The 25,763-nt window shown below is 33.6% G+C and carries 16 protein-coding genes; 2 read left to right on the plus strand and 14 right to left on the minus strand.

Annotated features, from left to right (window positions below):
* Positions 1-146 precede the first annotated feature (146 nt).
* From AC3QL1_RS01265 to AC3QL1_RS01295, 7 genes are all read right to left on the minus strand, one after another.
* Positions 147-1,034: a bifunctional 5,10-methylenetetrahydrofolate dehydrogenase/5,10-methenyltetrahydrofolate cyclohydrolase gene (locus tag AC3QL1_RS01265; protein WP_492494457.1), complete on the minus strand. Its 888-nt coding sequence runs from the start codon at positions 1,032-1,034 to the stop codon at positions 147-149.
* A gap of 115 nt (positions 1,035-1,149) precedes the next feature.
* Positions 1,150-2,502: a signal recognition particle protein gene (gene ffh / locus AC3QL1_RS01270; RefSeq protein ID WP_492494459.1), complete on the minus strand. Its 1,353-nt coding sequence runs from the start codon at positions 2,500-2,502 to the stop codon at positions 1,150-1,152.
* A gap of 202 nt (positions 2,503-2,704) precedes the next feature.
* Positions 2,705-4,384, minus strand: coding sequence for an MBOAT family O-acyltransferase (locus tag AC3QL1_RS01275; protein ID WP_492494460.1), 1,680 nt, complete (start codon positions 4,382-4,384; stop codon positions 2,705-2,707).
* Position 4,385: 1 nt separating this feature from the next.
* Positions 4,386-5,717 (minus strand): GDSL-type esterase/lipase family protein, encoded by a 1,332-nt coding sequence (locus tag AC3QL1_RS01280; protein WP_492494462.1) that lies wholly within the window; start codon positions 5,715-5,717, stop codon positions 4,386-4,388.
* 82 nt (positions 5,718-5,799) lie between these two features.
* On the minus strand, positions 5,800-7,281 hold the full coding sequence (locus tag AC3QL1_RS01285; RefSeq protein ID WP_492494464.1) for an SGNH/GDSL hydrolase family protein: 1,482 nt from the start codon (positions 7,279-7,281) through the stop codon (positions 5,800-5,802).
* A gap of 257 nt (positions 7,282-7,538) precedes the next feature.
* The gene (locus tag AC3QL1_RS01290) at positions 7,539-8,954 is read right to left on the minus strand and encodes an HmuY family protein (RefSeq protein WP_492494466.1); all 1,416 of its coding nucleotides are present in this window, start codon (positions 8,952-8,954) and stop codon (positions 7,539-7,541) included.
* A 14-nt stretch (positions 8,955-8,968) separates the two neighbouring features.
* Positions 8,969-11,122 carry a TonB-dependent receptor plug domain-containing protein gene (locus tag AC3QL1_RS01295; protein ID WP_492494468.1) on the minus strand — a complete coding sequence of 718 codons (2,154 nt, stop codon included), beginning with the start codon at positions 11,120-11,122 and terminating at the stop codon, positions 8,969-8,971.
* Positions 11,123-11,228: 106 nt separating this feature from the next.
* On the opposite strand from AC3QL1_RS01295, the gene AC3QL1_RS01300 reads away from it, so the two are divergent.
* Entirely contained in the window at positions 11,229-12,131 is a 903-nt protein-coding gene (locus tag AC3QL1_RS01300) for a DUF6607 family protein (protein ID WP_492494470.1), read from the plus strand.
* Between the two features lie 72 nt (positions 12,132-12,203).
* Here AC3QL1_RS01300 and AC3QL1_RS01305 read toward each other — a convergent pair whose 3' ends face one another.
* From AC3QL1_RS01305 to argS, 3 genes are all read right to left on the minus strand, one after another.
* Positions 12,204-13,652 carry a RagB/SusD family nutrient uptake outer membrane protein gene (locus tag AC3QL1_RS01305; RefSeq protein ID WP_492494471.1) on the minus strand — a complete coding sequence of 483 codons (1,449 nt, stop codon included), beginning with the start codon at positions 13,650-13,652 and terminating at the stop codon, positions 12,204-12,206.
* A gap of 4 nt (positions 13,653-13,656) precedes the next feature.
* Positions 13,657-16,842, minus strand: coding sequence for a SusC/RagA family TonB-linked outer membrane protein (locus tag AC3QL1_RS01310; RefSeq protein WP_492494473.1), 3,186 nt, complete (start codon positions 16,840-16,842; stop codon positions 13,657-13,659).
* A 453-nt stretch (positions 16,843-17,295) separates the two neighbouring features.
* Positions 17,296-19,074, minus strand: coding sequence for an arginine--tRNA ligase (gene argS, locus AC3QL1_RS01315; protein WP_492494475.1), 1,779 nt, complete (start codon positions 19,072-19,074; stop codon positions 17,296-17,298).
* Positions 19,075-19,387: 313 nt separating this feature from the next.
* Between argS and AC3QL1_RS01320 the strand changes: the two genes are divergently transcribed.
* Positions 19,388-21,805, plus strand: a complete 2,418-nt coding sequence (locus tag AC3QL1_RS01320) for a TonB-dependent receptor (RefSeq protein WP_492494476.1) — start codon at positions 19,388-19,390, stop codon at positions 21,803-21,805.
* A gap of 91 nt (positions 21,806-21,896) precedes the next feature.
* Here the strand turns inward: AC3QL1_RS01320 and AC3QL1_RS01325 are convergent, their stop codons facing one another.
* From AC3QL1_RS01325 to AC3QL1_RS01340, 4 genes are all read right to left on the minus strand, one after another.
* Positions 21,897-22,568, minus strand: a complete 672-nt coding sequence (locus AC3QL1_RS01325; RefSeq protein WP_492494478.1) for a copper homeostasis protein CutC — start codon at positions 22,566-22,568, stop codon at positions 21,897-21,899.
* 203 nt (positions 22,569-22,771) lie between these two features.
* Positions 22,772-23,779, minus strand: a complete 1,008-nt coding sequence (locus AC3QL1_RS01330; protein WP_492494480.1) for a 3-oxoacyl-ACP synthase III family protein — start codon at positions 23,777-23,779, stop codon at positions 22,772-22,774.
* Positions 23,780-23,999: 220 nt separating this feature from the next.
* Positions 24,000-24,950: an ABC transporter ATP-binding protein gene (locus AC3QL1_RS01335; RefSeq protein WP_492494482.1), complete on the minus strand. Its 951-nt coding sequence runs from the start codon at positions 24,948-24,950 to the stop codon at positions 24,000-24,002.
* A 103-nt stretch (positions 24,951-25,053) separates the two neighbouring features.
* Positions 25,054-25,749: a YiaD family glycine zipper/OmpA-like lipoprotein gene (locus tag AC3QL1_RS01340; protein WP_115847209.1), complete on the minus strand. Its 696-nt coding sequence runs from the start codon at positions 25,747-25,749 to the stop codon at positions 25,054-25,056.
* Positions 25,750-25,763: the final 14 nt, after the last annotated feature.

Below are 25,763 nucleotides of genomic sequence, written 5' to 3' on the forward strand. Positions count from 1 at the left end.
TAATCGTCCATTTGGAGAAGTGTTTTTTAAAGTGCTGCAAAAGTATCTTTTATTTTTTAGACCCAAAAGTTTAAACTATTAATAATATATTAAAACAACAAAGCCTACTCTTTCGAATAGGCTTTTGTCAATATATTTGAAATAAATTATTTGTTTTTTGCACTTCTCATTTTGCGTGCTAAAAGTGTATTTTTCAACAACATTGCAATTGTCATTGGTCCTACTCCGCCAGGAACCGGCGTTATGAATGATGCTTTTTTGCTTACTCCGTCAAAATCAACGTCGCCTTTTATTACATATCCTTTTGGGTTTGAAGCATCGTCAACTCTTGTAATTCCAACGTCGATAATTACAACTCCGTCTTTTACCATATCCCCTTTTAAAAATTCAGGAACTCCTAAAGCTGTAATGATAATATCGGCATTTTTAGTGAATTCTGCTAAGTTTTTAGTACGGCTGTGTGTTAAAGTTACGGTTGAATCTCCCGGATTTCCTTTACGGCTCATTAAAATACTCATTGGGCGTCCTACGATATGACTTCTACCGATAACAACAGTATGTTTTCCAGAAGTTTCCACTTTGTAACGCTCTAGCAATTCCATAATTCCGAATGGTGTTGCCGGAATAAAACTTTCCATTTCAAGCGCCATTCTTCCAAAGTTTGTTGGATGAAATCCGTCAACATCTTTATCAGGATCGATTGCTAATAAGATTTTTTGTTCGTCAATGTGTTTTGGCAAAGGCAACTGAACGATATATCCATCAAGATTATCATCTTCGTTTAATTCTTTTATTTTAGCTAATAAATCTGCTTCGGTAATATCTTCAGGCAAAGCTACTAAAGTCGAGTCGAAGCCAATTTGCTGACAAGATTTTACTTTACTTCCTACGTAAGTTAAACTTGCTCCATTTGTTCCAACGATTACGGCTGCCAAATGAGGAACTTTTCCTCCGGCTGCTTTTATTTGTTGAACTTCGGCTGCAATTTCGTTTTTGATGTCTTCAGATGTTTTTTTACCGTCTAGTAGTTGCATTGTGTTTTGTTATTTTTGTTTCAGGTTAAACGAAACTTATTATTTATTATAATGAAAAAAGTTTCAAATTTCAGTCTCAAAACCTGAAACCTGAAACTTGAAACTTTTAATTTTATTATCTCGGCATTCCGCCTGGCATTCCTTTCATGCCTCCCATCATTTTCATCAGGTTTTTTCCGCCCGGACCCTGCATCATCTTCATCATCTTGCTCATTTGGTCAAACTGCTTCATTAACTGATTTACCTGCTCGACTTTCGTTCCGGAACCTTTTGCGATTCTGGCTTTTCTTTTTACGTCGATGATGGCTGGTTTGCTTCTTTCGATTGGCGTCATCGAGTGAATGATCGCTTCGATATGTTTAAAAGCGTCATCTTCTATTTCTACATCTTTCATGGCTTTTGAAGCTCCCGGTATCATTCCAACCAGGTCTTTCATATTACCCATTTTCTTTACTTGCTGAATTTGCGTTAGGAAATCATCAAAACCGAATTCGTTTTTAGCGATTTTCTTTTGAAGTTTTCTGGCTTCCTCTTCATCAAATTGTTCCTGAGCTCTTTCTACAAGAGACACAACGTCTCCCATACCTAAGATACGCTCGGCCATACGATCCGGATAGAAAACATCAATTGCTTCCATCTTCTCGCCTGTACCCACAAATTTGATTGGTTTGTTTACAACCGATTTAATCGAAATTGCAGCTCCACCACGAGTATCACCATCTAATTTCGTTAAAATAACTCCATCAAAGTTTAAGATATCGTTGAACGCTTTTGCTGTGTTTACAGCATCTTGTCCTGTCATTGCATCTACAACAAACAAAGTTTCCTGTGGCTGAATTGCTTTGTGAACGCGTGCAATTTCATCCATCATTTCTTGATCTACTGCCAAACGACCAGCGGTATCGACAATAACTACATTGAAACCGTTTGCTTTTGCGTGTTTGATTGCGTTTTGGGCAATTTCTACAGGATTTTTATTTTCCGGTTCTGAGTAAACCTCAACACCTATTTGATCTCCAACAACGTGCAACTGATTAATCGCCGCAGGACGGTAGATATCACACGCTACAAGAAGTGGTTTTTTATTTTTCTTAGTCTTTAAAAAATTGGCAAGTTTACCAGAGAATGTCGTTTTACCAGAACCCTGAAGTCCTGACATCAAAATAATACTTGGATTGCCCGAAAGATTGATTCCGGCAACATCACCACCCATTAATTCTGTAAGTTCGTCTTTTACCAACTTCACCAATAATTGTCCTGGCTGAAGTGTGGTTAAAACGTCCTGACCAATTGCTTTTTCTTTTACTTTGGTTGTAAAATCTTTAGCAATTTTAAAGTTAACATCGGCGTCTAATAACGCACGACGAACTTCTTTTAAAGTATCGGCAACGTTTACTTCTGTAATTTTACCGTGTCCTTTTAATATATGGAAGGCTTTATCTAACTTATCACTTAAATTATCAAACATACTATTTTCTTTATTTGAAGTGCAAAGATAATCTAATTAGGTATTTCAGGCAATTTTTATTTAACTACAATTTTTTGCCACGAAGGCACAAAGGAGCAAAATTTTTTCACGCAGATTTAAAGATTTAAGCAGATTCTAAAAATCTTTTAATCCCTTAATCTGTGGCTATAAATTAAAAAGCGCAAAAGAATAGACCTTTGACTTAAAATTGAAAATAAATAAACGGCTGTGATCCTGCGACCGCTGTTGCGTAAACAATCCAGTAAACGAAACCAAGAATTATTGCTTTTACTAATAATGGTGTTTTGTCAAAAACTGATTTCATTCCGTTTGTAAAAACTTCCGGCAAGAAATGCCAAACGTAACCAAACAACATTAATCCAAATACGTTTTTATATCCTAAAATAATGACTTTCCAATTTTCAGGTTCGAATGTTAACTGACCAATATTGTTAATTACCTGCAAGGCTGTTTCGAAATCTCTGGCGCGGAAAAAGATCCAACAGAAAACCACAAAATGGAAGGTAATTAAGATGGAGAAAAAATTCCAGAAGAAATTAGAACCTTCTTTTTTGGAAGGGAAAAATTCCATAAATATTTTATGAACCGCTAATGCCAATCCGTGTAAGGCTCCCCAAATAATGAATTGCGCTCCGGCTCCGTGCCACAAACCGCCTAAAAGCATTGTGGTAAATAAATTGAAATTGGTTACGAGCGTTTGATTTTTTTTCTTCGAAAGTAAAAATGTCAAACAAAATACTCCAATTGCACCAATCGCTATTGCAAGCGGAATAAAACTTTCATTTACATTGGAAATTCCCCAAAGTAATAATCCAAAAAAGAACAAACTGGGGAACAAAAATCCCGCAAATGTTCCTTCTCTGTTTCCTCCAATAGAAATGTATAAAAAGTCTTTTAACCAGGTTGATAATGAAATGTGCCATCTTCTCCAGAAATCAGTAATCGAAACTGATTTATAAGGTGTTCTAAAGTTGGCCGGCAATTTAAATCCTAACAATAAAGCAATACCAATTGCCATATCTGAATATCCTGAGAAATCACAATAAATCTGAATGGCATATCCGTAAGAAGCCATTAAATTTTCGAATGAAGTATAACTCATCGGTGTATCAAAAACACGGTCGACGAAGTTTATCGAAATGTAATTTGAAATTACGGTTTTCTTGATTAATCCGCCAATAATCAAAAACAAGGCGTTGTTTACATCTTGTTTGGTAAGGTTTAATTTTTGATAAATCTGTGGCAGGAAGTCTTTTGCCCTAACAATCGGGCCGGCAACTAACTGGGGGAAAAACGAAACGAAAAATAAATATTCGATATAGTTTTTTGTTGGCTTTATTTCTTCACGGTAAATCTCGATAATATAACTCATCGACTGAAAGGTATAAAATGAAATTCCGACAGGAAGAAAAATATTATGAAGTGCATAATGACCGCTAAACATGTCATTATAAGTTACAATCATAAAATTCATGTATTTAAAATACCCCAACAATCCCAAGTTTAAGATAACACTTATAACGAGATATATTTTTTTCCTGCTGTCTTTTGTTTCTCTGTAAATAATTTGACTTAAGCCGTAATCAACTACAGATGAAAGCAATAACAACAGAAAATAAATTCCGCTTGACTTGTAATAAAAGAAAAGTGAGAAAAGAATAACGTACGTTAATCTTAAATAAAATGTTTTGCGTAAAAATGCATACACAAAATAAAAAACCAAAAACAAGCCCAGAAAAAGACCTGTATTGAATAATAATTTTTCGTCCGGATTATATATGAACCAACTTTTGACTTGCTCTAAGGTAATTTCTCCAAAATTCTGAACAAACCAATCATTTATGCTATTACTTGTTATCAACTTATTTTTTTGATTTAAAATTATCGTATGCTTTTAAAAATGCTTCTGTAAACAGTTTTGCTTGTTTTTCATATCCTTTTTTAGAATAATGAACGAAATCCGGACCTATTAATCCTTCTGCTCTTAAAGCTCTAACTCCGCTTATACCTCCAAATTCATCGTATAAATCCCAAACTGCAAAATCATCTTTTTCTGCAACACTATTAATTCGTTCTGCGTATTCTTTAACATAAACATTTGGCTTTCTTCCTCTGTGCAGCGATGGCGGCGGCGTCATAACGAGTATCGGAACGTCTATTTTTTGTTCTTTCAAATTGCTAATAAATTCGCGTAGCTGTCTGATATAAGCTGAGGCCTCCATGTTGTCATAACTTTCATTTGTACCAAGCGAAAAAATCAACATGTCTGGCTGTAACGCTTTTAATTGTTCAAAAAACAAAGGATATTTATTGTAGTCTGAAAATTTAGCACCGTTTACGCCAATTCCGCTATAGGTTATTCCAGGCGCATCTTTCTCCAGAACAAGTCCGTTAAGTTCAAACTCTGATGCACTTTTATTCGGAATCAGGTAAATTTTATCTAATGCTTTTTCTGATTTATAATAATGAGAGAAAGAATCAGCCGCAAGCGTTAACGGAACAAACTCTGAACTTTTAATCTCTTTAGGTTTTGTTTCGTTTGTTGGAATTTTCAAAATTCTTCCCGCACGAATGTTATTGGATTTCAGATTATTTGCTTTTCTGATTTCCACAATTGAAACATTGTATTTATCTGCAATTACAGAAATAGCTTCTCCTTTTTTAATCTTATGAGTCACCACTTTTCGTTCCGTCGATTGAATAATATTGGTTTGAGACGATATTGCCAAATCAAACATATTCTGGTTTTGCGGCGTAATAATATGAATGGAGTTGAATTTATACGCCGGATCTTTTATATTTAATTGTACAGCAAAACCGCCATTATCTCTCCAAAGTCCGATTCCGCTTAAACCAACCGGTTTGTTTTTTTGCGGCAGAATATTTCTGTAACTTTCCCAGGTTCTGTTCGAATAAAATCTTTCGTTGTAAGAACCGTTTGTTTTGGCCAATTGATACGGAAAAACAAATCCTCTTCCTGCATTTCCAAATTGCTGCTGTAAAAGCTTTCTAATTTTATTGGTCATTAAATCCCCCTGAATATGAGAATCACCAATATGTACAATGTTTATTTTTTGTTTATTATCGCCTTCATTTTCTTTTAATCTCTTAAAAACTCTTTCTAATACTTGTGCATTATAAATGTGATTTCCAGTATAGGATTCAATCGTTGCGCTGTCGATTTTACTAATCATTTTGTTAGTTATTAAAAGTGAAACTGACTTTTGCGCCTGATTGTTTACAGAGAAAAAAAGACAACAAAAGAGGATAATAAGTTTATTCATTTAGACTATCTTTTTTAACAGAGAGAGAATCTGCTTTCGCTTTTCTGACTGTTTTTGGTTTATTGGCAACATCGCGTTTTTCGCGCAGCTCCTTATATTGTTCGTATCCTTTATTTAACTGGCCATACAATAAATTACCAATAGCTTTTGCACCACGCTGGTTAAAATGCGTATAATCTTTATTGGCTCTGGCCGGCGCTTCATCAACCCATTTTACCATCGAACCGTCTCCACCCATCAGGGTATATAAATTTACAAAGCCCGATTCTGTTTCAAGAGCATATCTTTTTTGGGCTTTCATTAAAGGAACTACAGCAGAATCTGTTTTCATTTCCAAATCATATTTGGTCGATTTATCAGCTGTGGAAACAATTAAAATAGAAACTCCCGGAAAAGATTCCTTGATTTTATTGACGGTTTTCTTCATTCCTTTTTCATACCAGGAATAATTTTTAGTTCCGTAATTTAAAACATTAGTTCCGTAATGCAAAATAACCAAATCATATTTTAAGCTGTTATTGAAAGACTGCATCACATCAGCATTAAACATCGATATTGGCAATCCTGAATTGCCTCTTTGAGAGAAGTTGTCTACGTGAACTCCGCTTCCGTTATCGAAATTAAAACCATAAATAGGAATGGAATCTGCCTGAACAAAATTGGCTTTAAACGCTTTTATACTTCCCGAAGTTACTTTTAAAGTGTTCACTAAATTATTCGGAGAAAGCGTTTTTCGCAATGTATCTTTTCCGATAATAAAATTGACGTTTCCTCTTCGATGTGACTTTCCGTAATATAAAGTTGGATTATCCAAAGTCGAAACATGTTTGTTCAATCCGGCTTCGAATTGTATCCAGGTTGGATTTTTAATATCATTAGCAAAAAAAACATGTCCGTTTACTCCAAAAGGACTTGTTGGTCTTTTTACATTTAAGTACGATTGTGTTTTCCAGTTTTTAGAATATACTGATTTTATAGATCCTCTTGATGCTGCAGATTCTGAAGTGATGGAAACAAATCCAACTCCATTTCCACCAAAACGTTCCTGATAATTATTTCGAACATCCTGAACAATTAAGTCACCATCGGTCATAGAATCGCCATAATAAGCAATCCTTACTTTTGCCTGCGGATTTTTTTCCAGCTGATATAGTTTCTCATAAAAAGAAATCAGGTATTGATATCCCTTGTAGTTTTCGAAAGTTTCAGAAGGAAATTCAATGCCCTGAGTTGCATCAAAAGTGATATTTTCCTGTGCTTCCTGTCTTTCGATTTCGGCAATACTGTCGCTTTCTTCAGATAAAGAATCATTGGCCACCGACTCTAAAAGCAAACTGTCTATAAGTACGTTTTTAGAATCGATTTTACTGTCCGAAAAAATTTTATTCGGCAAAACCTGTTTAAACCCTATGAAAGCTATAAATGCCAATGCTACAATAGCAAAAGACTGAAAAAAATATGATTTTGTATTCACTTAGTAGTTATAAATTTTGAAGAATAAACACACAAGAACATGTTCTCCATTCTTGTTAATTCCTTATAAAAAACACGTGCAAATATAGGATTAAACATTAATCTATCGTTGATTTTAACAATAAAAAAAGAGGTCAGATAAATCTGACCTCTCTCAAAAAAAATAAAAAAAACAAAGCTAATGATTAACTAGATTTTGATGAAAAACATCATATAGTAGAATGAAATAATCTGTATTTTCTTTTGATTTTTTATCAATTATTTTAAAATAGCGTATTGGAATGTAGGATTGCCTCTTTCACCAGCTGCGTTTACACCTGCTGTAAATCTTACTTTATAAACGTTCCCTGCTGGATCTTTAACCACAAAGAAACGATCTGTTCTTGCTACAAATAAAGAAACAGGATTGCCATTTGCATCAGTTCCTCCTGTAGTTCCTCTCCAATTTGAACCGATATTCCTTTGATCGTCTGTAAATTTAGCGTTGTCAACATTTGCTAATGTGAAACCATCATATGCAAAATCTGTTGTAAGTACCTGGTAAGTTTTTGCACCACCTTTAACGTTATTTAAAACGAAGTCTGCAAAATTATAAGGAACTAAACCTGCTCCCATTGAAGTTGTATTAGTAAAACTTGTGAAACTAATATCCCACTGTGTTTTTTGAGGCTCTACACTAACTGTTTTCTTATCTAATAAACTTAAGAAAGTAAAGTTATACGCTGTGTTTTTTGAAACAATGATTTCTTCATGAGTTGTAGCTGCAATATCAGCATACTGAACTTTATAATCATTACCGTTTCTTAAAATTCTAACTTTTTTCCATCCTCTAGAAGGACCAGTACCTGTACCTTCAGATCCAACTTTCGGATCAGTTGTTCCCGGATTACTACCCATATTAATTACATATACTTTATTATCAGCATCTGTTGCAGAAATTACTGCAATAGCTGTTTTAGTAAGATCTCCAGCCGGATCGTCAACTTGAGTAGTACTTCCATTACCATTAACAAGCATAGTCGCATCTTCTGCTTGAACCTCATCAATATTTACACTAGTCGTTTGTTTAGCAGACATTCTTACAGTGTGATTTATTATTACTCTAAAATCTGTTCCAGAGTAGAATCCTAAATCCCATGAAACTCTAGGAACCGCAGTCATTTTTCCACTACTTAAATCAACAAAAACCTGATTTGGCTCTGTTGGACCACCAACTCCCGGAGCTAATGCATTTCCTAAAGAAGCAGTTTCGTTAAAGTTTACCTGAATAGTTTTGTTTTCTGCAATTGTAGTATTGATAGTAGCACTTGTAATAGTGAAAACTACATTTTTTACTTCACCTTCTATAGCATCTTTTAACTTATTAAAAGTAAAAGAGACAGATGATACATTTTTTTCAAATGGAATTACAATCGTTTTTCCAGCAGCAGCTGGTAAAGTAGTAAAATCAGTGCCACTAGCAACAGCAGTTTCAACAAATGATAAAGTTACAGATCCTGCAGCAGCTGTAGGAGACGCAAATTTTATCTCTATTGGAGTTGCAGCAGCAGTTAAATTTACTGAAGTTGCAGCAAAAGCAACTGTATTAACAGCTACCGTTTCATTATCGTCATTATTACAAGCTGTAAAAGCTAGTAATACGAAAGAAAGAATTAAAATAAAGTTCTTTTTCATGGTATTTATATATATTAATTAAAATTTAGGTTATACGTAAGTTTTAAGAAGTAAGATCGGCCATACCCTAACATCATGTCAGTGCTTGTGCCTCCGTGAACTCCTCCAGATGCGTCGCCGCCTCCATTTTGAACAGATTGCAGACTAGTAACATCAAACAAGTTTCTAGCTCCCACAGTGACTTCAAATTGATTTTTAAAAAGTGATTTTCGAATAGAAGCATCCATCCAGCTATAAGGCTGCATTTCAGCCAGAAAGAAACCAGCTTTTCCATCAGTACCTGTCCCTGCAACATACTGTTGCTGTTGTCCATTATATTTATAGAAAACTGCTAAAAGAGTATTCCATTTTGGTATATTATAAGAGATGCTGGAATTTAATCGAAACGAATAGAAAAATTTATCATCAGATACTAAGTTTTCAGCAGCCAAATCAAGTTTCCTTGAAATTCCAACTACGGCTGCTCCTAACATTACATTCCAGTTTTTATAAGTATATTGTTCAACTGTAGAAATATTCCACATTTTATATTTGTTGATATTAACATATTTATAATGCAGAGGGTTAACCTGTATTGTAACTAGATCAATTCTATCATCAACATCCAAATATGTAACAGCTAAGTTGTTCGAGATTTGAGCACCAGAATCAAAAGTACAAGCTCTTTTTAAGCTAAATTCATAAGAAGTACTTGTTTCAGGAATCAAATCTGCATTTCCCTGCATGTTATGGTTTGAATCTACAAAATAAGTATACAATTCATCAAAGTTTGGAGTACGATAAGATTTACCCAAAGAAGCTCTTGCCTCTAGTCCTTTATCAAAAAGATATCTTAAACCTAAAGAACTTGCATATTGATTGTCAAAAGCGCTTTGAAATGAAAATCGAAGTCCTGGACGAATTGAGAATTTATTATTTATACTTATTTCGGCAACCGAATAAATATCATAATTCTCAAGTCTTTTTCTAATATCTACGCCCTGCTGATTATCATTTCTAAAAGCTCCTACAGAAGAATCATAAAAACCATTCTCGTTTGTAATTTCATAACCAAGTTGAAAGTCCACATTTTTATTATCAAAGAAATTGCTCAATGCTCCTGTAGAATAAAATACCTCTTTTGATTGATAAGTATCTCTTTTGTTGTCAACTTCTTGTTTTGTATCTATATGATAAACGAAATTCTCTAAATCACGTTCTTGTTTCTGTTGAGAAACCGAAACATTATACTTTAGTTTCGAAAAAAGATTTCCACTAGCATTTAAATGGTGGTAGTAACGATTAGTTATGTATCTTTTGTCTCTAGAAAAATATGTATCAGCAAATGGATAATTATCTTGTATATTTACAATTGGACTGTAGTAGTGGACATCTTCACCATAATAATCAAATTTGTAAAAAATTCTAAAAGCATTTTTTTGATAGCCCAAAATAGCATTTCCTACCAATTGTTCTTTTGGAAGCTGCGTGTATCCTCTAAATCCATCATTTTTGTCGTAATCTTTTCCTTGCATGTTATCATAGTAACCTGCCATTACATTGCGATTCCCTCCAATATTTACAAACCAATTTTCATTAAAATTATGACCAATTTTAGCTGATTGAATATGACGGCCTTTATCAAAAAATGCAAACTCCTTCCCCACCGTTTCTTCCTGAACAGTTGCACTTATCTGCCATTTATAACCGCCTCCTTTTTTAGTAATAATATTTAAGATACCAGTTACAGCATTTGCTCCGTGAGTTACTCCCATCGAGCCTTCAATTATTTCGATACGTTCAACATCATCAAGATTCACCTGTGTTAAATCTACATTTGTACCCATTCCTGTATCACTTACTAGAGGTATATTATCAACCAAAATTTTAAAATACTGTGCATCTAATCCAAACATAGAAACTTTTGAACGTCCATCATCACCATTTGATGTCACACTTATATTCAAATACTGATTTAAAACATCTGCCAAATTATTTGCAGCCAGCTGCTTTATATTTTCTTTAGAAATCACACGAACATTAAAAACTGATTTTTTTATAGACTGAGGTTCAAATTGACCTGTAACAACGACTTCTGAAAGTTTATTTACAGCCGTTGTATCTTTTTCCTGTGCAACAGAAATTTGGCAAAAAACAAGTACTGTAAATAGCGTAATTTTAATTTTCATTATTTTTATTGATTCTTAATAATGGCGCAAATATAGAAACTATTTTTATTTGTTCTAAATAAAAATCATATATTTGCAAAAAATTTTAAAATCAAAATAATAAGTTATGATTACAAAAAGTCTCTATTTTTCAGCCATTATGGCTTTGACATGCAGTCTTGGCTTTAGTCAGGATAAAAAACAACAAGACATCAAATCAATTAAATCGATGTGTGGTTGTTATGAAGTGAAATTTAATTTTACAGAAACTTTTCAATATCCTAAGGATAGTCTTACTTACAAACCTTCAGAGACTAAACATGAATCTGCTTTAGAATGGGTAGAATTATTAGAAGACACTCCAAATAAAATTGTAATGCAGCATTTATTAATTGTTAGTGATGATATGATTATCAAACACTGGAGACAAGACTGGCTGTATGAAAACACAGATTTGTATTCATTTGATAAAGGAACTTCCTGGAAATATAAAAAATTAGACAAAAAAGCAGTTAAAGGTCAATGGACTCAAAAAGTGTATCAGGTAGATGATAGTCCAAGATATGAAGGTTCTTCGACTTGGGTACATGTTGACGGAGAAGATTACTGGTCAAATGTTGCTGATGCTCCTCTACCTAGAAGAGAGCAAACAAAACGTAATGATTATAATGTTTTAAAAAGAAGAAATATTCACGAAATTACCGCTACAGGCTGGAATCACGAACAAGACAACGCTAAACTTATTAGAGATGACAGCGGAAAAGATGTTTTATTAGCAGAAGAAAAAGGAATGGATGTGTATACTAAAGTTCCGGATATTAAATGTATCGCTGCTCAAAAATGGTGGGCAGCAAACAATGCACTTTGGAAAAATGTTCGCGACAAATGGCAAACTCTTTTTGACAGACATCAAGACTTAAATTTAGAAGCTAAAGTAGATAGAAAAGCGCTTTATTCTCTTTTGTTTGATTTAAAACCAGACGCCACAAAAGCAGAAACTGATGCGATTATCAACAAGTTTGTAAAGTAAAAATATTTTAGTTAGTTAGAAAAAAGCCGATAGTTTTAGAACTATCGGCTTTTTTTATTTACCTAAATAATTTTACAAAGGGCTTTGTTCAATTAATGGATTAGCATCTATTTCAGCTTGCGGAACCTGAAATATAAATCTGTTATCTCCCGCAGGAATATTGAATTTTCCAAAGGCAGGATGATTAGAACCCGGATAATCTCTTGTAAGAGCGACTCCTAAACGTTTCATATCGAACCATGCATATCCTTCTCCCCATAATTCAATTCGTTTTTGAAGAATGATTTCATCTCTTAAAGCCGTACCGCTTTTTGTAGATAGAACATATGCCGGATCTCTTGTAATTGTTATATCATATAAAACTTGTCTCGCTGCCGGTTCATTTCCTGATCTGGCAAGAGCTTCTGCTTCTATATAGTACGTCGCAGCTGATCTCAGATATATATAATCCCCTGAATCCACAGTTGGATCTCTAAACTTTGTATTGGCATATTCCGGCAATGCAGGATAAGTTGCGTTTCCACCTGGTGCTACGAATACCGTTTTTCTAAAATCTGTATTTGATATGCTGTTATATAGATTTTTGTCTATATTTTTATAAATCTCTAATCCTCCGGCATATCCATCCATATTTGTGTTGTCAAAATGAGAAAAGAAACTGGCCACAAAACTACTTTGTGCAGAAGTTATGGTTGCACCCCACATCGTATCACTATTAAGTGTAAGATCATAAAAACCATTTAACCATACACTTTGGGACAACAATGGATAATCTTGTCTGGCAGCATGTGCAAGAGGAGCAGCTTCGGCATATTTACCCATTTCAAGATAAACATCAGCTAAAAATGCTTTTGCAACACTTTGATTTACAGCATTGGTTCCTGAACCAGGAATTCCTTCTAATAATTGAATAGATTCTAATAGGTCATTTTCAATTACAGTATAAACTTCAGTAACTGTTGCTCTTGGTGCTCCTTCTAATGTTACCTGAGTATAGAGTGGTACAGAAAGTTCATCTTCGTTTCCAATATACGTTGGCCCATACATACGTGCTAACATAAAATAAAAATAACCTCTTAAAGCTAAAGCCTCTCCTCTGATTTTCTTTAAGTCATTGTCTGTTGCAGCTTCAGTCGGGATAGCAGTTAATACCACATTTAGTGTTTTAATCTGTGGATAATAGATACTCCACGCTAATCGTGATCTGCTATTTGTTTGCTGCCTTCCTAAATAATTATAAAAAGATCCATACCAGCTCGATTTAGTCATTAGCATGTCATTCGACATCATATCTGTCGCTGCAAGTATTGATTTATGTCCATAATCTTCATGATTACCCGCTACAGACAATCCATATGATCTGAGGGCAGAATAAACTCCATTTATAATTGCCGCGTTTGCAGCAGCAGATGTCGCAAGCTGTTCGTCATTAATAGTTGATTCTGGTACTGTGTCCAAAAAATCATCCTCACAACTTGCGAATATGAACAATGATAATGTAAGTATAATTAATTTTCTCATGTTCTTAAAAATTTACTGTTAAACCAAATGAAATAGTTCTCATAACTCCATACACATTTAAAGATTGCCCATTGTTCGTTCTGGATCCTAAGTTATTTAACCTCGGATCCATACCTTTTCTTTCAGACCATAAGGCCAGATTAGAACCCATTAAACTAAATTTTGTAGATTGAATTCCAAGATCTTCAAGTCTGCTATTTTTAAAATCATACGATATGGAAGCATCCTGTATACTTAAATAGTCGGATTTGATTAAGAAATAATCTGAAGCTGACATTTGTAGTGTTGAAATGTGATCAATTCTCGGAATGTCAGAATTTGGATTATCCACAGACCAGGCTTTTTGTACATCTTTATGATAGTTTTGACCAATATTATCTGAACCGGAATACATTGCGGTTTGATAAACACCATCAAACATATATCCTCCAAATTGATAGGCAAAACTGGCTTGGAATGTTATGTTTTTATATCTGAAAATAGTTCCAAATCCACCATACACATCCGGATTTGCATCTTTATCACTTAAATATTGCGTAGAATTTCCATACACATTTGTAGTGGTAGTTCCCGTTACATTTCCAGAAGCATCTTTTACATCCATATACCATAATGCATCTCCATTCGTTTTATCGACACCTGCAAATTTCCTTAAATAAAAAGCATAAGCCGGGGCTCCTTCTTCAAAACGAAAAATTCCGTTTGTAAATGGCTTAGGCAATGATGTAACTTCATTTTTGTAATGAGTTCCGTTAACCCAAATGTTAAAGTCGATATCTTCTGTTTTAATAACATCGATTCCTAGATTAATCTCTACACCTTTGTTATTCATATCACCTACATTTTCTGTAACAAATGAAACTCCTGATGATGGCGAATTTGGACGATTGTAGATCAAATCACTTACTTTTCTCTCGAAATATTCAGCTTCTATATTTACTCTGTTGAATAATTCAATTTCAAATCCAACATTCATATTGGCTGATTTTTCCCATTTAATGTCTCTGTTTCCCTGATATACTGTAAGGACACTTGCGTTTCCATCCGCATCTGGTACTATTTCATATTGGGTTTGGTAAGCATAATAATTCCTTGCGCTTCCAAAATAAGAACGATGGCTTATTTGAGAGGTTGCCGGATAAAATATATTATCATTTCCTTGTTCACCGTAACTACCTTTTATTCTTAAATCTGTAATTACTTTTGATTTTGGGAAAAAGGATTCCTTCATTATCGACCAGGCCGCTCCAAAACCATAGAAATTACCCCATCTGTTTTCTGGTGCAAATACTGAAGATCCGTCTCTTCTGAAACTACCATTAATAAAATATTTTTCTTTGTAATTGTAGTTTAACCTTGAAAAATAACCTTCTACATTATAAAGATCGTTGTATCCGTCAACATATACATACTTTGTTGCGTTACTTAAAATAGGCAAATTAGGTATAACAGCACCGGATTTTTGACCCGCTAACATTTTTGATTTATAATCAGACGATTCATGTCCAACAAGGATATCAAGTGTATGACTTCCTATTGTTTTTTTCCATGACAAAAGCTGTTGATTTGTTATCGTATAATCATTTGATGTTGCTGTTGAATTTCGACCATTAACACCCGCATCATCTCCACCTTCACCGGTAGTTGTATTTAAATAATATCCTGCCAATAAATCATATCCAAGATTGTATCTGAAATTAAAATCTTTTAAGAAGTCTATAGAAACATACCCTCTGGCACCAAATTTATTCTCTTCGTTTAAATTTGTATTCAATAAAGTTGTTCCATAAGGGTTAAGATTTGCTCCATACGGACGGTCTCCTGACTGATTAAAATCATAAACTCTTTCACCATCTGAGTCATTTACTATATTTCCACTAGCATCCCTTTGCCATACCGGATAAATTGGTGCAATATTTCTTGCCCAGCTAAACAAGTTACTATAAGTCGCAGATCCTACCTGAGATATTGGTGCATTTTGGTCTGTGTTGGCAAAGTTTAGATTTGTACCAATTTTTATTTTACTGTTAACATTGTAATCTACATTTGCTCTAACAGTTGCGCGTTTAAAGTTTGAGTTGATTGTGTAACCATTATCTTTAAGATAACCTACAGATAAATAAGAACTAAGATTATCTGTACTGGTTGATAAGCTCAAAAAATGCTCTGTTCTGGTTGCATCTCTGAACAATTCCTTAGCCCAATCATCATGATATAATAATCTGGCATTAGGATTAAGTTGTCCTGTTGCAGGATTTATCACCTGATCATTAGGTACATTATAATTGTTATAACCCAAAGAATAAGTGTCTCCAACAATTAAGTTCTCTGCTGCAATAGTTGATGCATCTGTAGGTGTTTCACCCGCATAGATTAAACCATTTCTTATCCTATTATAAACTGTTTTGTAATAATCTCCAGGATCAGTAATCATGTCATATTCAGGAACAGCTCTTGAGTTAACCCCAATTTTAGTTTCGTAAGTGACTTTTAATTTCCCTTTTTTTCCTTTTTTTGTAGTAACAATAATAACCCCGTTTGCTCCTCTGCTACCATATAGCGCATTTGATGAGGCATCTTTCAGGAAACTTATAGATTCGATATCCTGGGTTGCTATAGCATTTATGTCTCCATTATATGGAAAACCATCTACAACATAAAGTGGTGCGTTTGATGATGAAATAGATCCAATACCTCTAAATCTTACCTGAGGCGGATCTCCGGGTTGTCCGGAATTAGCACTAATTTGTACCCCCGCAACTTTACCGGTTAAAGATTGAATTGCATTTGAAGCCTGAGTGTTTTCTAATGCCTTAGCGTCAATTTTAGTAACTGCTCCCGTGATTTCAGATTTTTTCTGAGTTCCAAAAGCCACCACAACTACACCTTCAAGTTCTAAGGCATCTCCAACCAATTTTGCATTAACTGTTGTTGAAGATGCGGGTTCTTCATTGGCTTTCATACCAATGTAGGTAAATAGCAAAATTTGATTCGGTGAAGCCTTTATAGAGTACTTACCATCAAAATCAGTTTGTGTTGTATTGTTTGTTCCTTTAACTGATACTGTAACACCTGGAATTGGCATCCCGGTGTTATCAGAAACAATTCCTGAAACAGTTCTTTCTTGTGAAAATGCTATTTGCGATAGCATAAAAAGAAGTATTACAAATCCTTTTAATTTTTGTTTCATTACTATTATTGTTTAAGGTTATTCATGCAAATTATTAAAAAATAACAATTTTAACAATATTTTAGTAGTATTTAACAATTTAAAACGACGAATTTACTTTCTTTTACCACGTAACAATAATTGTTTTAACACAATTAATTAAAAAGAATTATAAATATTAGCAATTTTTTCAAAACAAAAAAACCGTCTAAAACACCAGTTTCAAACGGTTTCATCCTCTATTTTTACTAAAAGCTTACTAATTCAAAATAGTTAAAAATAAAAAATAAGTTCCCTTAAGCAGAACTATTTAGTCATATAATAAATTTACTACAAAAAAATTAAACTACCAAAATTAAACAACTAATTAACAGCAACATACAAATAAAGAGAAGTATTGAATTTTAAATTTTGCCACAAAAAAAGCCGATAATTCTAAGGAACTATCGGCTTTAAGTATAAAATTATTTCTTCTTACATTCTCTCCGGAACTTCAATTCCTAATAAAGTAAAGGCAGATTTAATAACTTCAGCTACTTTTTGAGACAACTGAACTCTGAATATTTTTTTTGTTAAATCAGTTTCACCTAAAATATGAACGGATTGATAGAAGGAATTGTATTCTTTTACCAAATCATAGGTATAATTGGCAATTAAAGCCGGACTATGATTTTGTGCCGCATTTTGAATTACTTCGGGGAAAAGTTCGATTTGTTTTACCAGTTCTTTTTCTTTTTCGTGTAATTCTTCTGTATTTGTTTTAGCCGAAAAATCAAAATCAGCTTTACGAATGATTGACTGAATTCTCGCGTATGTATACTGAATAAACGGACCAGTATTTCCGGCAAAATCAACAGATTCTTCCGGATTAAATAAAATACGTTTTTTTGGATCTACTTTTAAAATGTAATATTTCAAAGCTCCAAGACCAATTGTTTTGTACAATTTAGCTTTTTCTTCGGCAGAATAACTGTCAAGTTTTCCTAAATCTTCAGAAATTTGTTTAGCAGTATCTGTCATATCCTGCATCAAATCATCAGCATCTACAACAGTTCCTTCACGGCTTTTCATTTTTCCGGAAGGTAGATCAACCATTCCGTATGATAAATGGTACAAGCTTGAAGCCCAGTCAAAACCTAATTTTTTCAGGATTAAGAACAAAACTTTAAAATGATAATCCTGCTCGTTTCCAACCGTATAAACCATTCCGCCAACATCCGGCATATCTTTTACACGCTGAATAGCAGTTCCGATATCCTGAGTCATATAAACTGCAGTTCCGTCAGAACGCAAAACAATTTTACGATCTAAACCTTCATCCGTTAAATCAATCCAAACTGAACCATCAGGATCTTTTTCAAAAACACCTTTATCAAGACCGACCTGAACTACATCTTTTCCTAGTAAATACGTATTGCTTTCGTAGTAATATTTATCAAAATTAACTCCAAGATTTGTATACGTTGTGGCAAAACCTTCATAAACCCATTCGTTCATTTTCTTCCAAAGTGCAATAACTTTCTCATCTCCGGCTTCCCATTTTTTCAGCATATCCTGCGCTTCAACAATGATTGGCGCTTGTTTTTTAGCCTCTTCTTCTGTTTTTCCGGTTTCTATCAATTGATTGATTTCAGCTTTATAAGCCTTATCAAATTCAACATAATATTTACCTACAAGTTTATCACCTTTTAAATTTGAACTTTCCGGAGTTTCACCGTTTCCAAATTTTTCCCACGCCAGCATTGATTTGCATATATGAATTCCACGATCGTTGATGATCTGAGTTTTGTAAACTTTTTTACCCGATGCTTTAATAATTTCAGCAACAGAATATCCTAATAAATTATTACGAACGTGACCTAAATGCAACGGTTTATTGGTGTTTGGCGAAGAATATTCGACCATAATTGCCTTATCATCAGGATCAGGAGTTACATATCCAAATTTAGAATTGTCTTTTATTTCATTAAAGAAATTCAAATAATAACTATCCGCAATTACAATATTCAAAAAGCCTGAAACTACGTTAAAGCGTGCCACTTCAGTAACATTTTCAACCAGATAATTTCCAATTTTATTTCCTAATTCTGCAGGATTGCTTTTAATCACTTTCAATAAAGGAAAAATTACCATTGTAATATCGCCTTCAAACTCTTTTCTGGTAGTTTGAAATTCGATTTTATCAACAGTAACATCAAATAATGCTTGTATTGCTTTTTGTATAGAAGGAGTAAGAATTTGTGATAATGACATGTAAACTTATTTTTTAAAGTGAGCAAAGATACTGCTTATTCATCAAATACAGAAAATGAAAAACATATAAAATAATATAAAACAGTTAGAATTTCTCAAAGAACAAACTGTTTTAATTGTTAAAATTATCAAAAAATTAAATTGCTAATCTCTTATAAAACAGTACCCCTACAAAAAATTTATTTTTTTACTATTAATTTCTTGTAACAAATCAATGCTGAAATAGTCTTATAGGAAATTTAAATTCATCCATTGAAAAAAAATTACTCAAACAAGAATCATCATCAATCAATCAAATAATCAGTACCAAACTATGAAATTAAAATTCTTTCTGTTCGTATTACTGGGTGTAATATCAACAGTACAAGCCCAAAATTCGGGAACTGTTTCCGGAAAAATTATCGAAAAATCAAACAATGCACCTATTTCTTATGCGACAGTTTCTATTAAAGAAAATGGAAAAGTAGTTACCGGAGTAAATACAGATGACAATGGGGATTTTTCGATTAAAAATTTAGCGTTAAAAAGTTATACTATCGAAATTCAGTATATCGGATTTAGAAAATATATCGGGTCTGTGATTTTAAGCGAAAACAAAAAAACAGCAACGGTAAATGTTTCTCTTGAAGAAGAAGCGACTCAGTTAAAAGGCGTAAACATTATCGCGGAACGTTCGACAATCGAACAAAAAATCGACAGAAAAGTAATTAATGTTGGTAAGGATTTGACGACAGCCGGAGCTTCTGCATCAGACATTATGAATAATATTCCGTCTGTGAATGTGGATCAGGACGGAAAACTTTCGCTTCGCGGAAATGATAATGTACGTGTATTAATTGACGGACGTCCTTCTAATATTGATCCAGCTCAATTATTGAAACAAATTCCATCAACTTCTATCAAAAAAATTGAGTTGATTACAAATCCAAGTGCCAAGTACAATCCTGAAGGAATGTCGGGAATCATTAATATTGTTTTGCATAAAAATGCAAATAACGGTTTTAACGGAACTTACAGCGGTGGAATTACTTTTGGAGAAACAGCAAAATTCAATCAGTCTTTAGATTTAAATTATAAAACCGGAAAAGTAAATTTCTTTGGAAATGCTGGAAACAACTTCGGAAAACATTTTAATGATGGTTATATTGCAAAAGCAGATCAAAGTACTATTCAAAAGTTAGACATTGTTAATGATGACGATTCGTACTTATACAAAATTGGTATGGATTATTTAATTGATGATTTCAACACTTTGTCTTTTTATACCAATCAAAATAAATCAACAGGAGTTGGATTAGTAAACACTGATATTGATTATATTAATTCGCCTGACGGTATTGCAAATATGTATCAAAAATCAAGATATGAAGGACCTAATACAACAGGAACTTACAATCTTGCCTACAAACATATTTTCAAAAAAGAAGGTCATACTTTAGATTTCGAAGGAAATTATAGCGACACCAAAGAATCTCAAAATGCAAATTTTGACAATCAGATTACAATGCTTAATAACACTGTAAACTCGGATATCTATAATGACTTTTATGAGTACGATAGAAAACTGGGAACACTAAACGTGGATTATGTAAATCCGCTAAATGCTAAAACAACTCTTGAAGCAGGTGCCGAAGCCAGAATAACACGTACGGATAATGATTATAACAGAAATAATCCAACTAATCCAACACAAAATCAAGTTTCTAATTATACCTATGATACAGATATTTACTCGGCTTATGTAACTTTTGGACAAAAGTTTACAAAATTCAGTTATCAGGTAGGAGCTCGTTTTGAAAGTTATAAAATGGCTGCCAATTTAAATCGTGGCGAAACAAAATTTGACGATGATTACCTTACATTGTATCCGTCTGCTTATTTGACTTATAACTTAAACGAGAAAAATACTTTACAATTAAGCTACAGCCGTCGTGTAGACAGACCAAGTTTAGACCAGACAAAACCTATTCGTGAGTTTTCTACACCATTAGTAACTTCATTTGGTAATCCTGATTTGAGACCACAATTTACAAACTCTGTAGAGCTTAATTATACTAAAACACTTGAAAAAGGAAGTTTTACAACCGGAGTTTTCTACAGAAGCATTAATGACCAAATTAGCAGAATTTTATATCCTGATGAAACAGATCCAAGCGGTAACAAACAAATTATGACTTTTACCAACTACGATCATAATACTTCTTTTGGATTTGAGGTTTCATTCAATTATAAAATTACAAAATGGTGGGATATTCAGCCATCTATTGATTTTTCAAGTATTAATCAACAAGGAGTTGTGTTTCAATATGATGCAGCAACAAATACAAGCAACCCAATTGAAAGAAAAGTTACGGTTGGAGCATTCAACGGTCGTATGAACTCAAACTTTAAGGCAAATAAACGTTTAAGCTTCTTATTATTCGGTTTTTACAGAGGTGCTGTTGACGGATTGCAAAATAATAGCCATGAAATGTACAAAATGGACATAGGTTCGCGTTATACATTGTTAGACAACAAGATGAACATCAGTTTACGTTTCAATGACGTATTCAATACAATGAAATATGCGTTTGATACGATGTATCCTTATCCGCAATCTGGTCAGTTTTCATGGGAAAGCCAAACCGTATATTTAGGATTAACATATAACTTTGGAGGTGCAAAAATCAAAAACCTGCAACGTAAACAAAGAGAAGATAACACTAATAAAGGCGGCGGTGGAATGTTTTAATCCCTCTTTTATTAGTAGATTTTAATAGTTCTTGTAGAAAAGGAAAAGCCTGGAGTATGCCAACTCCAGGCTTTTCTATTTTTATATTGGATTATAAAAAATTCTTTAATTCTTTTATTTCTTCCGGATTTGCTGTTTCTGTTTTATCTGTAATGGCTGATGAATGATAAAATGTAGGTTCAAGTTTTTCCTGAAGTAATTTAATATTCGAAGATCTTAAACCGCCGCCAGGCATAATTTCGATTCTGTCTTTGGCTAATTTTTGAATTTTCTCTAAAGCAAAAATTCCTTCCTCTACATTAATTCCCTGCCCTGAAGTCAAAATTGTTTTGAAACCGCATTCAATAATATCTTCAAGAGATTTTTCGACGTCCTTAACAACATCAAAAGCACGGTGAAACGTACACGAGAGCGGATGCGCTAAATGCACCAATTCCTGATTTTGCTTTTTATTGATCTTTCCGTTCTCTTTTAAAATTCCAAAAACAAAACCATCAACTCCCAGTTTTTTATACTGTTTAATATCTTGCTTCATCTCGGTTAGTTCTTCATCAGAATAAACGAAATTTCCACCACGAGGTCGTATAATGACATGCATTTTAATAGTCAGGCTTTCGCGAACTTTTACCACTAAAATTGAATTTGGTGTTGTTCCTCCAAGCTGCATATTCTCGCATAATTCTATTCGGTCAGCACCATTTTCCTGAGCTATCAATGCCGATTCGTAATTAAAACAGGCTATTTCAAGTTGATTTTTTTTCATTTTACAAAAGATATTTTATCAAAGTTTGTCATTGCGAGGAACGAAGCAACCACACGCAGTTCTTTTTGTTCAGCAACTGTGTAAATTGTTAGCGAGATTGCTTCGTTCCTCGCAATGACAAAATTACACAACAAAACACTAAATCATAAAAAAACCCGCTCCAAAAAAGAGCAGGTTTTAAATATTATAAATCAAAACTTAAATTACCATTTGATAATTGCGCTTGCCCATGTAAATCCGCTACCAAAAGCAGCTAAAACAACAGTATCTCCAGATTTTATTTTTCCTTGTTCCCACGCTTCGGTTAAAGCAATTGGAATAGATGCTGCGGTTGTGTTTCCGTATTTCTGGATGTTATTATGAACCTGATCGTCGCTCAATTTGAATTTATTCTGAATGAATTGTGAAATTCTCAAATTTGCCTGATGCGGAATCAACATATCAATATCTGAAACCTGCAAACCATTTGATTCCAAACCTTCGTTAATTACCTCAGCAAAACGAACTACTGCGTTTTTAAACACAAATTGTCCATTCATGTATGGATAATAACTTTCATCATTTGGGTCATTATCAGCTAAAATATCGGTTACCCAACGCGCTCCCATTCCCGGTGCCTGCAAAGCTAATTCCTCTGCATGTTGTCCTTCTGAATGTAAATGCGTAGACAAAATTCCTTTTGTTAAATCTTCTTCACGGCTCAAAACAGCTGCTCCTGCTCCATCTCCAAAAATCACCGAAACACCGCGTCCGCGAGTTGTCATATCCAATCCTGTTGAATGCACTTCTGAACCAATAACCAAAATATTTTTATACATTCCGGTTTTAATATATTGATCTGCAACAGAAATGGCATACACAAAACCTGAACATTGATTTCTAACATCTAATGCTCCAACGGTTCTTAAACCTAAATCACGCTGCACTAAAACTCCCGGCCCAGGAAAATAATAATCCGGACTTAATGTAGCAAAAACTACAAAATCAATATCTTCTTTGGCTACGCCAGAACGTTCTATTGCAATTTTAGCAGCTTTAACTCCCATGATAGTCGTAGAATCTTCTCCACGAATAATATGTCTACGCTCCTGAATTCCGGTTCTTTCCTGAATCCATTCATCATTTGTCTCCATTATTTTAGACAAATCATCATTGGTGACAACATTAGAAGGAACATAATATCCTAAGCCCGCTATTTTTGAATGATACATATTCTTTTTATTATTTGTTAAAAATTTGGATTGCAAATTTAAGTATACTTTAAAACATAAGCGTACAAATTACTATTTTTTTCGGTATTAGCAATTTAATATCGTTTAATTATAAAGTCGATAAAATTTTTTTATTGAAAGAAAAGCAGGTTTTGAAACAAAAAAATAGAAATAAACTAAAAAGCCACAAACATAATTTACTGTTAATGGCATTGTTTTCTTATAAATAATTTAAAGCTAAAAAAACATTTTCTTCAAGTGGTAAATCAATTTCACTTTCAAAAAATATTAATTGGCGTTTATATACAGATTCAATCAAATAGTGATTTCCTCTAAAATAAGTTCTTCTAATTTTTACCGGCAATTTAGAATCGGGAACCATTTTAAACTGGTGCGGATAAACAAGCGTTTTGTGCGTTTCATCTTCATACGAAACTAATAAATGTGTGGCAACTTCGTTTACTTCTCCAAAAAGTGAAGCCACATATTTAGTTTCAGGATTCTCATAAATTTTTGTTGGATTATCTTTGATGATAACTTCTCCGTTTCGCATCACAATTGCTTCATCTGCAAACGACAAAGCATCTGTACTGTCGTGTGTTGCAATAATAACCGTGATTCCTTTTTGTTTTAGATATCGAAATAAATTTCTGCGCAAAGCATTTTTACGAAAAGCATCAATCTGGCTAAAAGGTTCATCCAGCAAAATTATCTCCGGCTCTAAAGCCAAAACACGCACTAAGGCAACTCTTTGTTGTTGTCCTCCACTTAAAAATTTTGCTTTTACATTAGAGAACTGATCCATTTCGACCATTTCCAGTAATTCCTGAACACGAAGTTTTTTCATGTTGGCAAAACCATTCGAAAGAAACTTTCCAACATTTTCTGCCACGGTTTCAAACGGAGATAAATCAAAATCCTGAGCCAGATATTTCATATACGGCATTCCGGGAATCAAATTGTATTTTGGACCTAAAATCGGTTTTTCATTATAAAAAATTTCACCTTCATCAAGATCATATAAACCATACATAAGTTTAAGCAGCGTACTTTTACCGCAGCCACTTTCGCCAATAATAGCAATATTCTGACCTTTTTCTATGGTAAAAGAAACGTTATTAATAACCGGTTTATCAGTATACGAAAAAGAAATATTTTTTATGTCGAGCATGAGTTATAATTGAGAGAGCAAATTTACAATGTTTAATTTCTAAAGTCAAAAAAAAAGCCGCTTCAATTGAAACAGCTTTTTTAAAATTATATTGTGAGCTAAATTATTTTCCGGCTTCAGCCTTCGCATCATTTACCATTTTGTCGTTTGCAGTAATTGAAAACTCTACACGACGGTTTTGGGCTCTTCCTTCCGGAGTATCATTTGTAGCAATTGGATCAACAATTCCTAAACCTGAAGTTTTGAAACGGCTTGATTTTAATCCTTTTGCAACTAAATAAGCCTGCACTGAAGCAGCTCTTTGTCCTGAAAGTGTTAAGTTATATTCTGGTTTTCCTGTGTTATCAGTATAACCAAAAATTTGAATATCAGTATCTCCGTATTCATTAAATACAGGAACTAATTTATCTAAATTTGCTTTTGCAGTACTTGTCAATGTTGATTTATTAGTATCAAAACGAACTGCATTTTCATTCAAAGTTAAGTGAATTCCTTCTCCAACTCTTTCTACATCTGCACCTGGCAAAGCCTGATCAATTTCACGGGCTTGTTTGTCCATTTTGTTTCCAATAAGTGCACCAGTTCCACCACCAACGGCAGCACCAATTGCAGCACCCAAAGCAGCATTACCGCCTTTTCCTAAATTATTTCCTAAAATACCACCAATAAGTCCTCCGGCAACCACTCCAATTCCCGCACCTTTTTGTGTATTATTTGCATTTTTAACTGAGTCGCAACTTGCAAAAAAACTAACTAATACAAGTAAACTACTCAACCCTAAAACTGTTATCTTTTTCATATTTATTCTTTTTA

The organism is Flavobacterium sp. GW823-FHT04A11 (assembly GCF_058796535.1).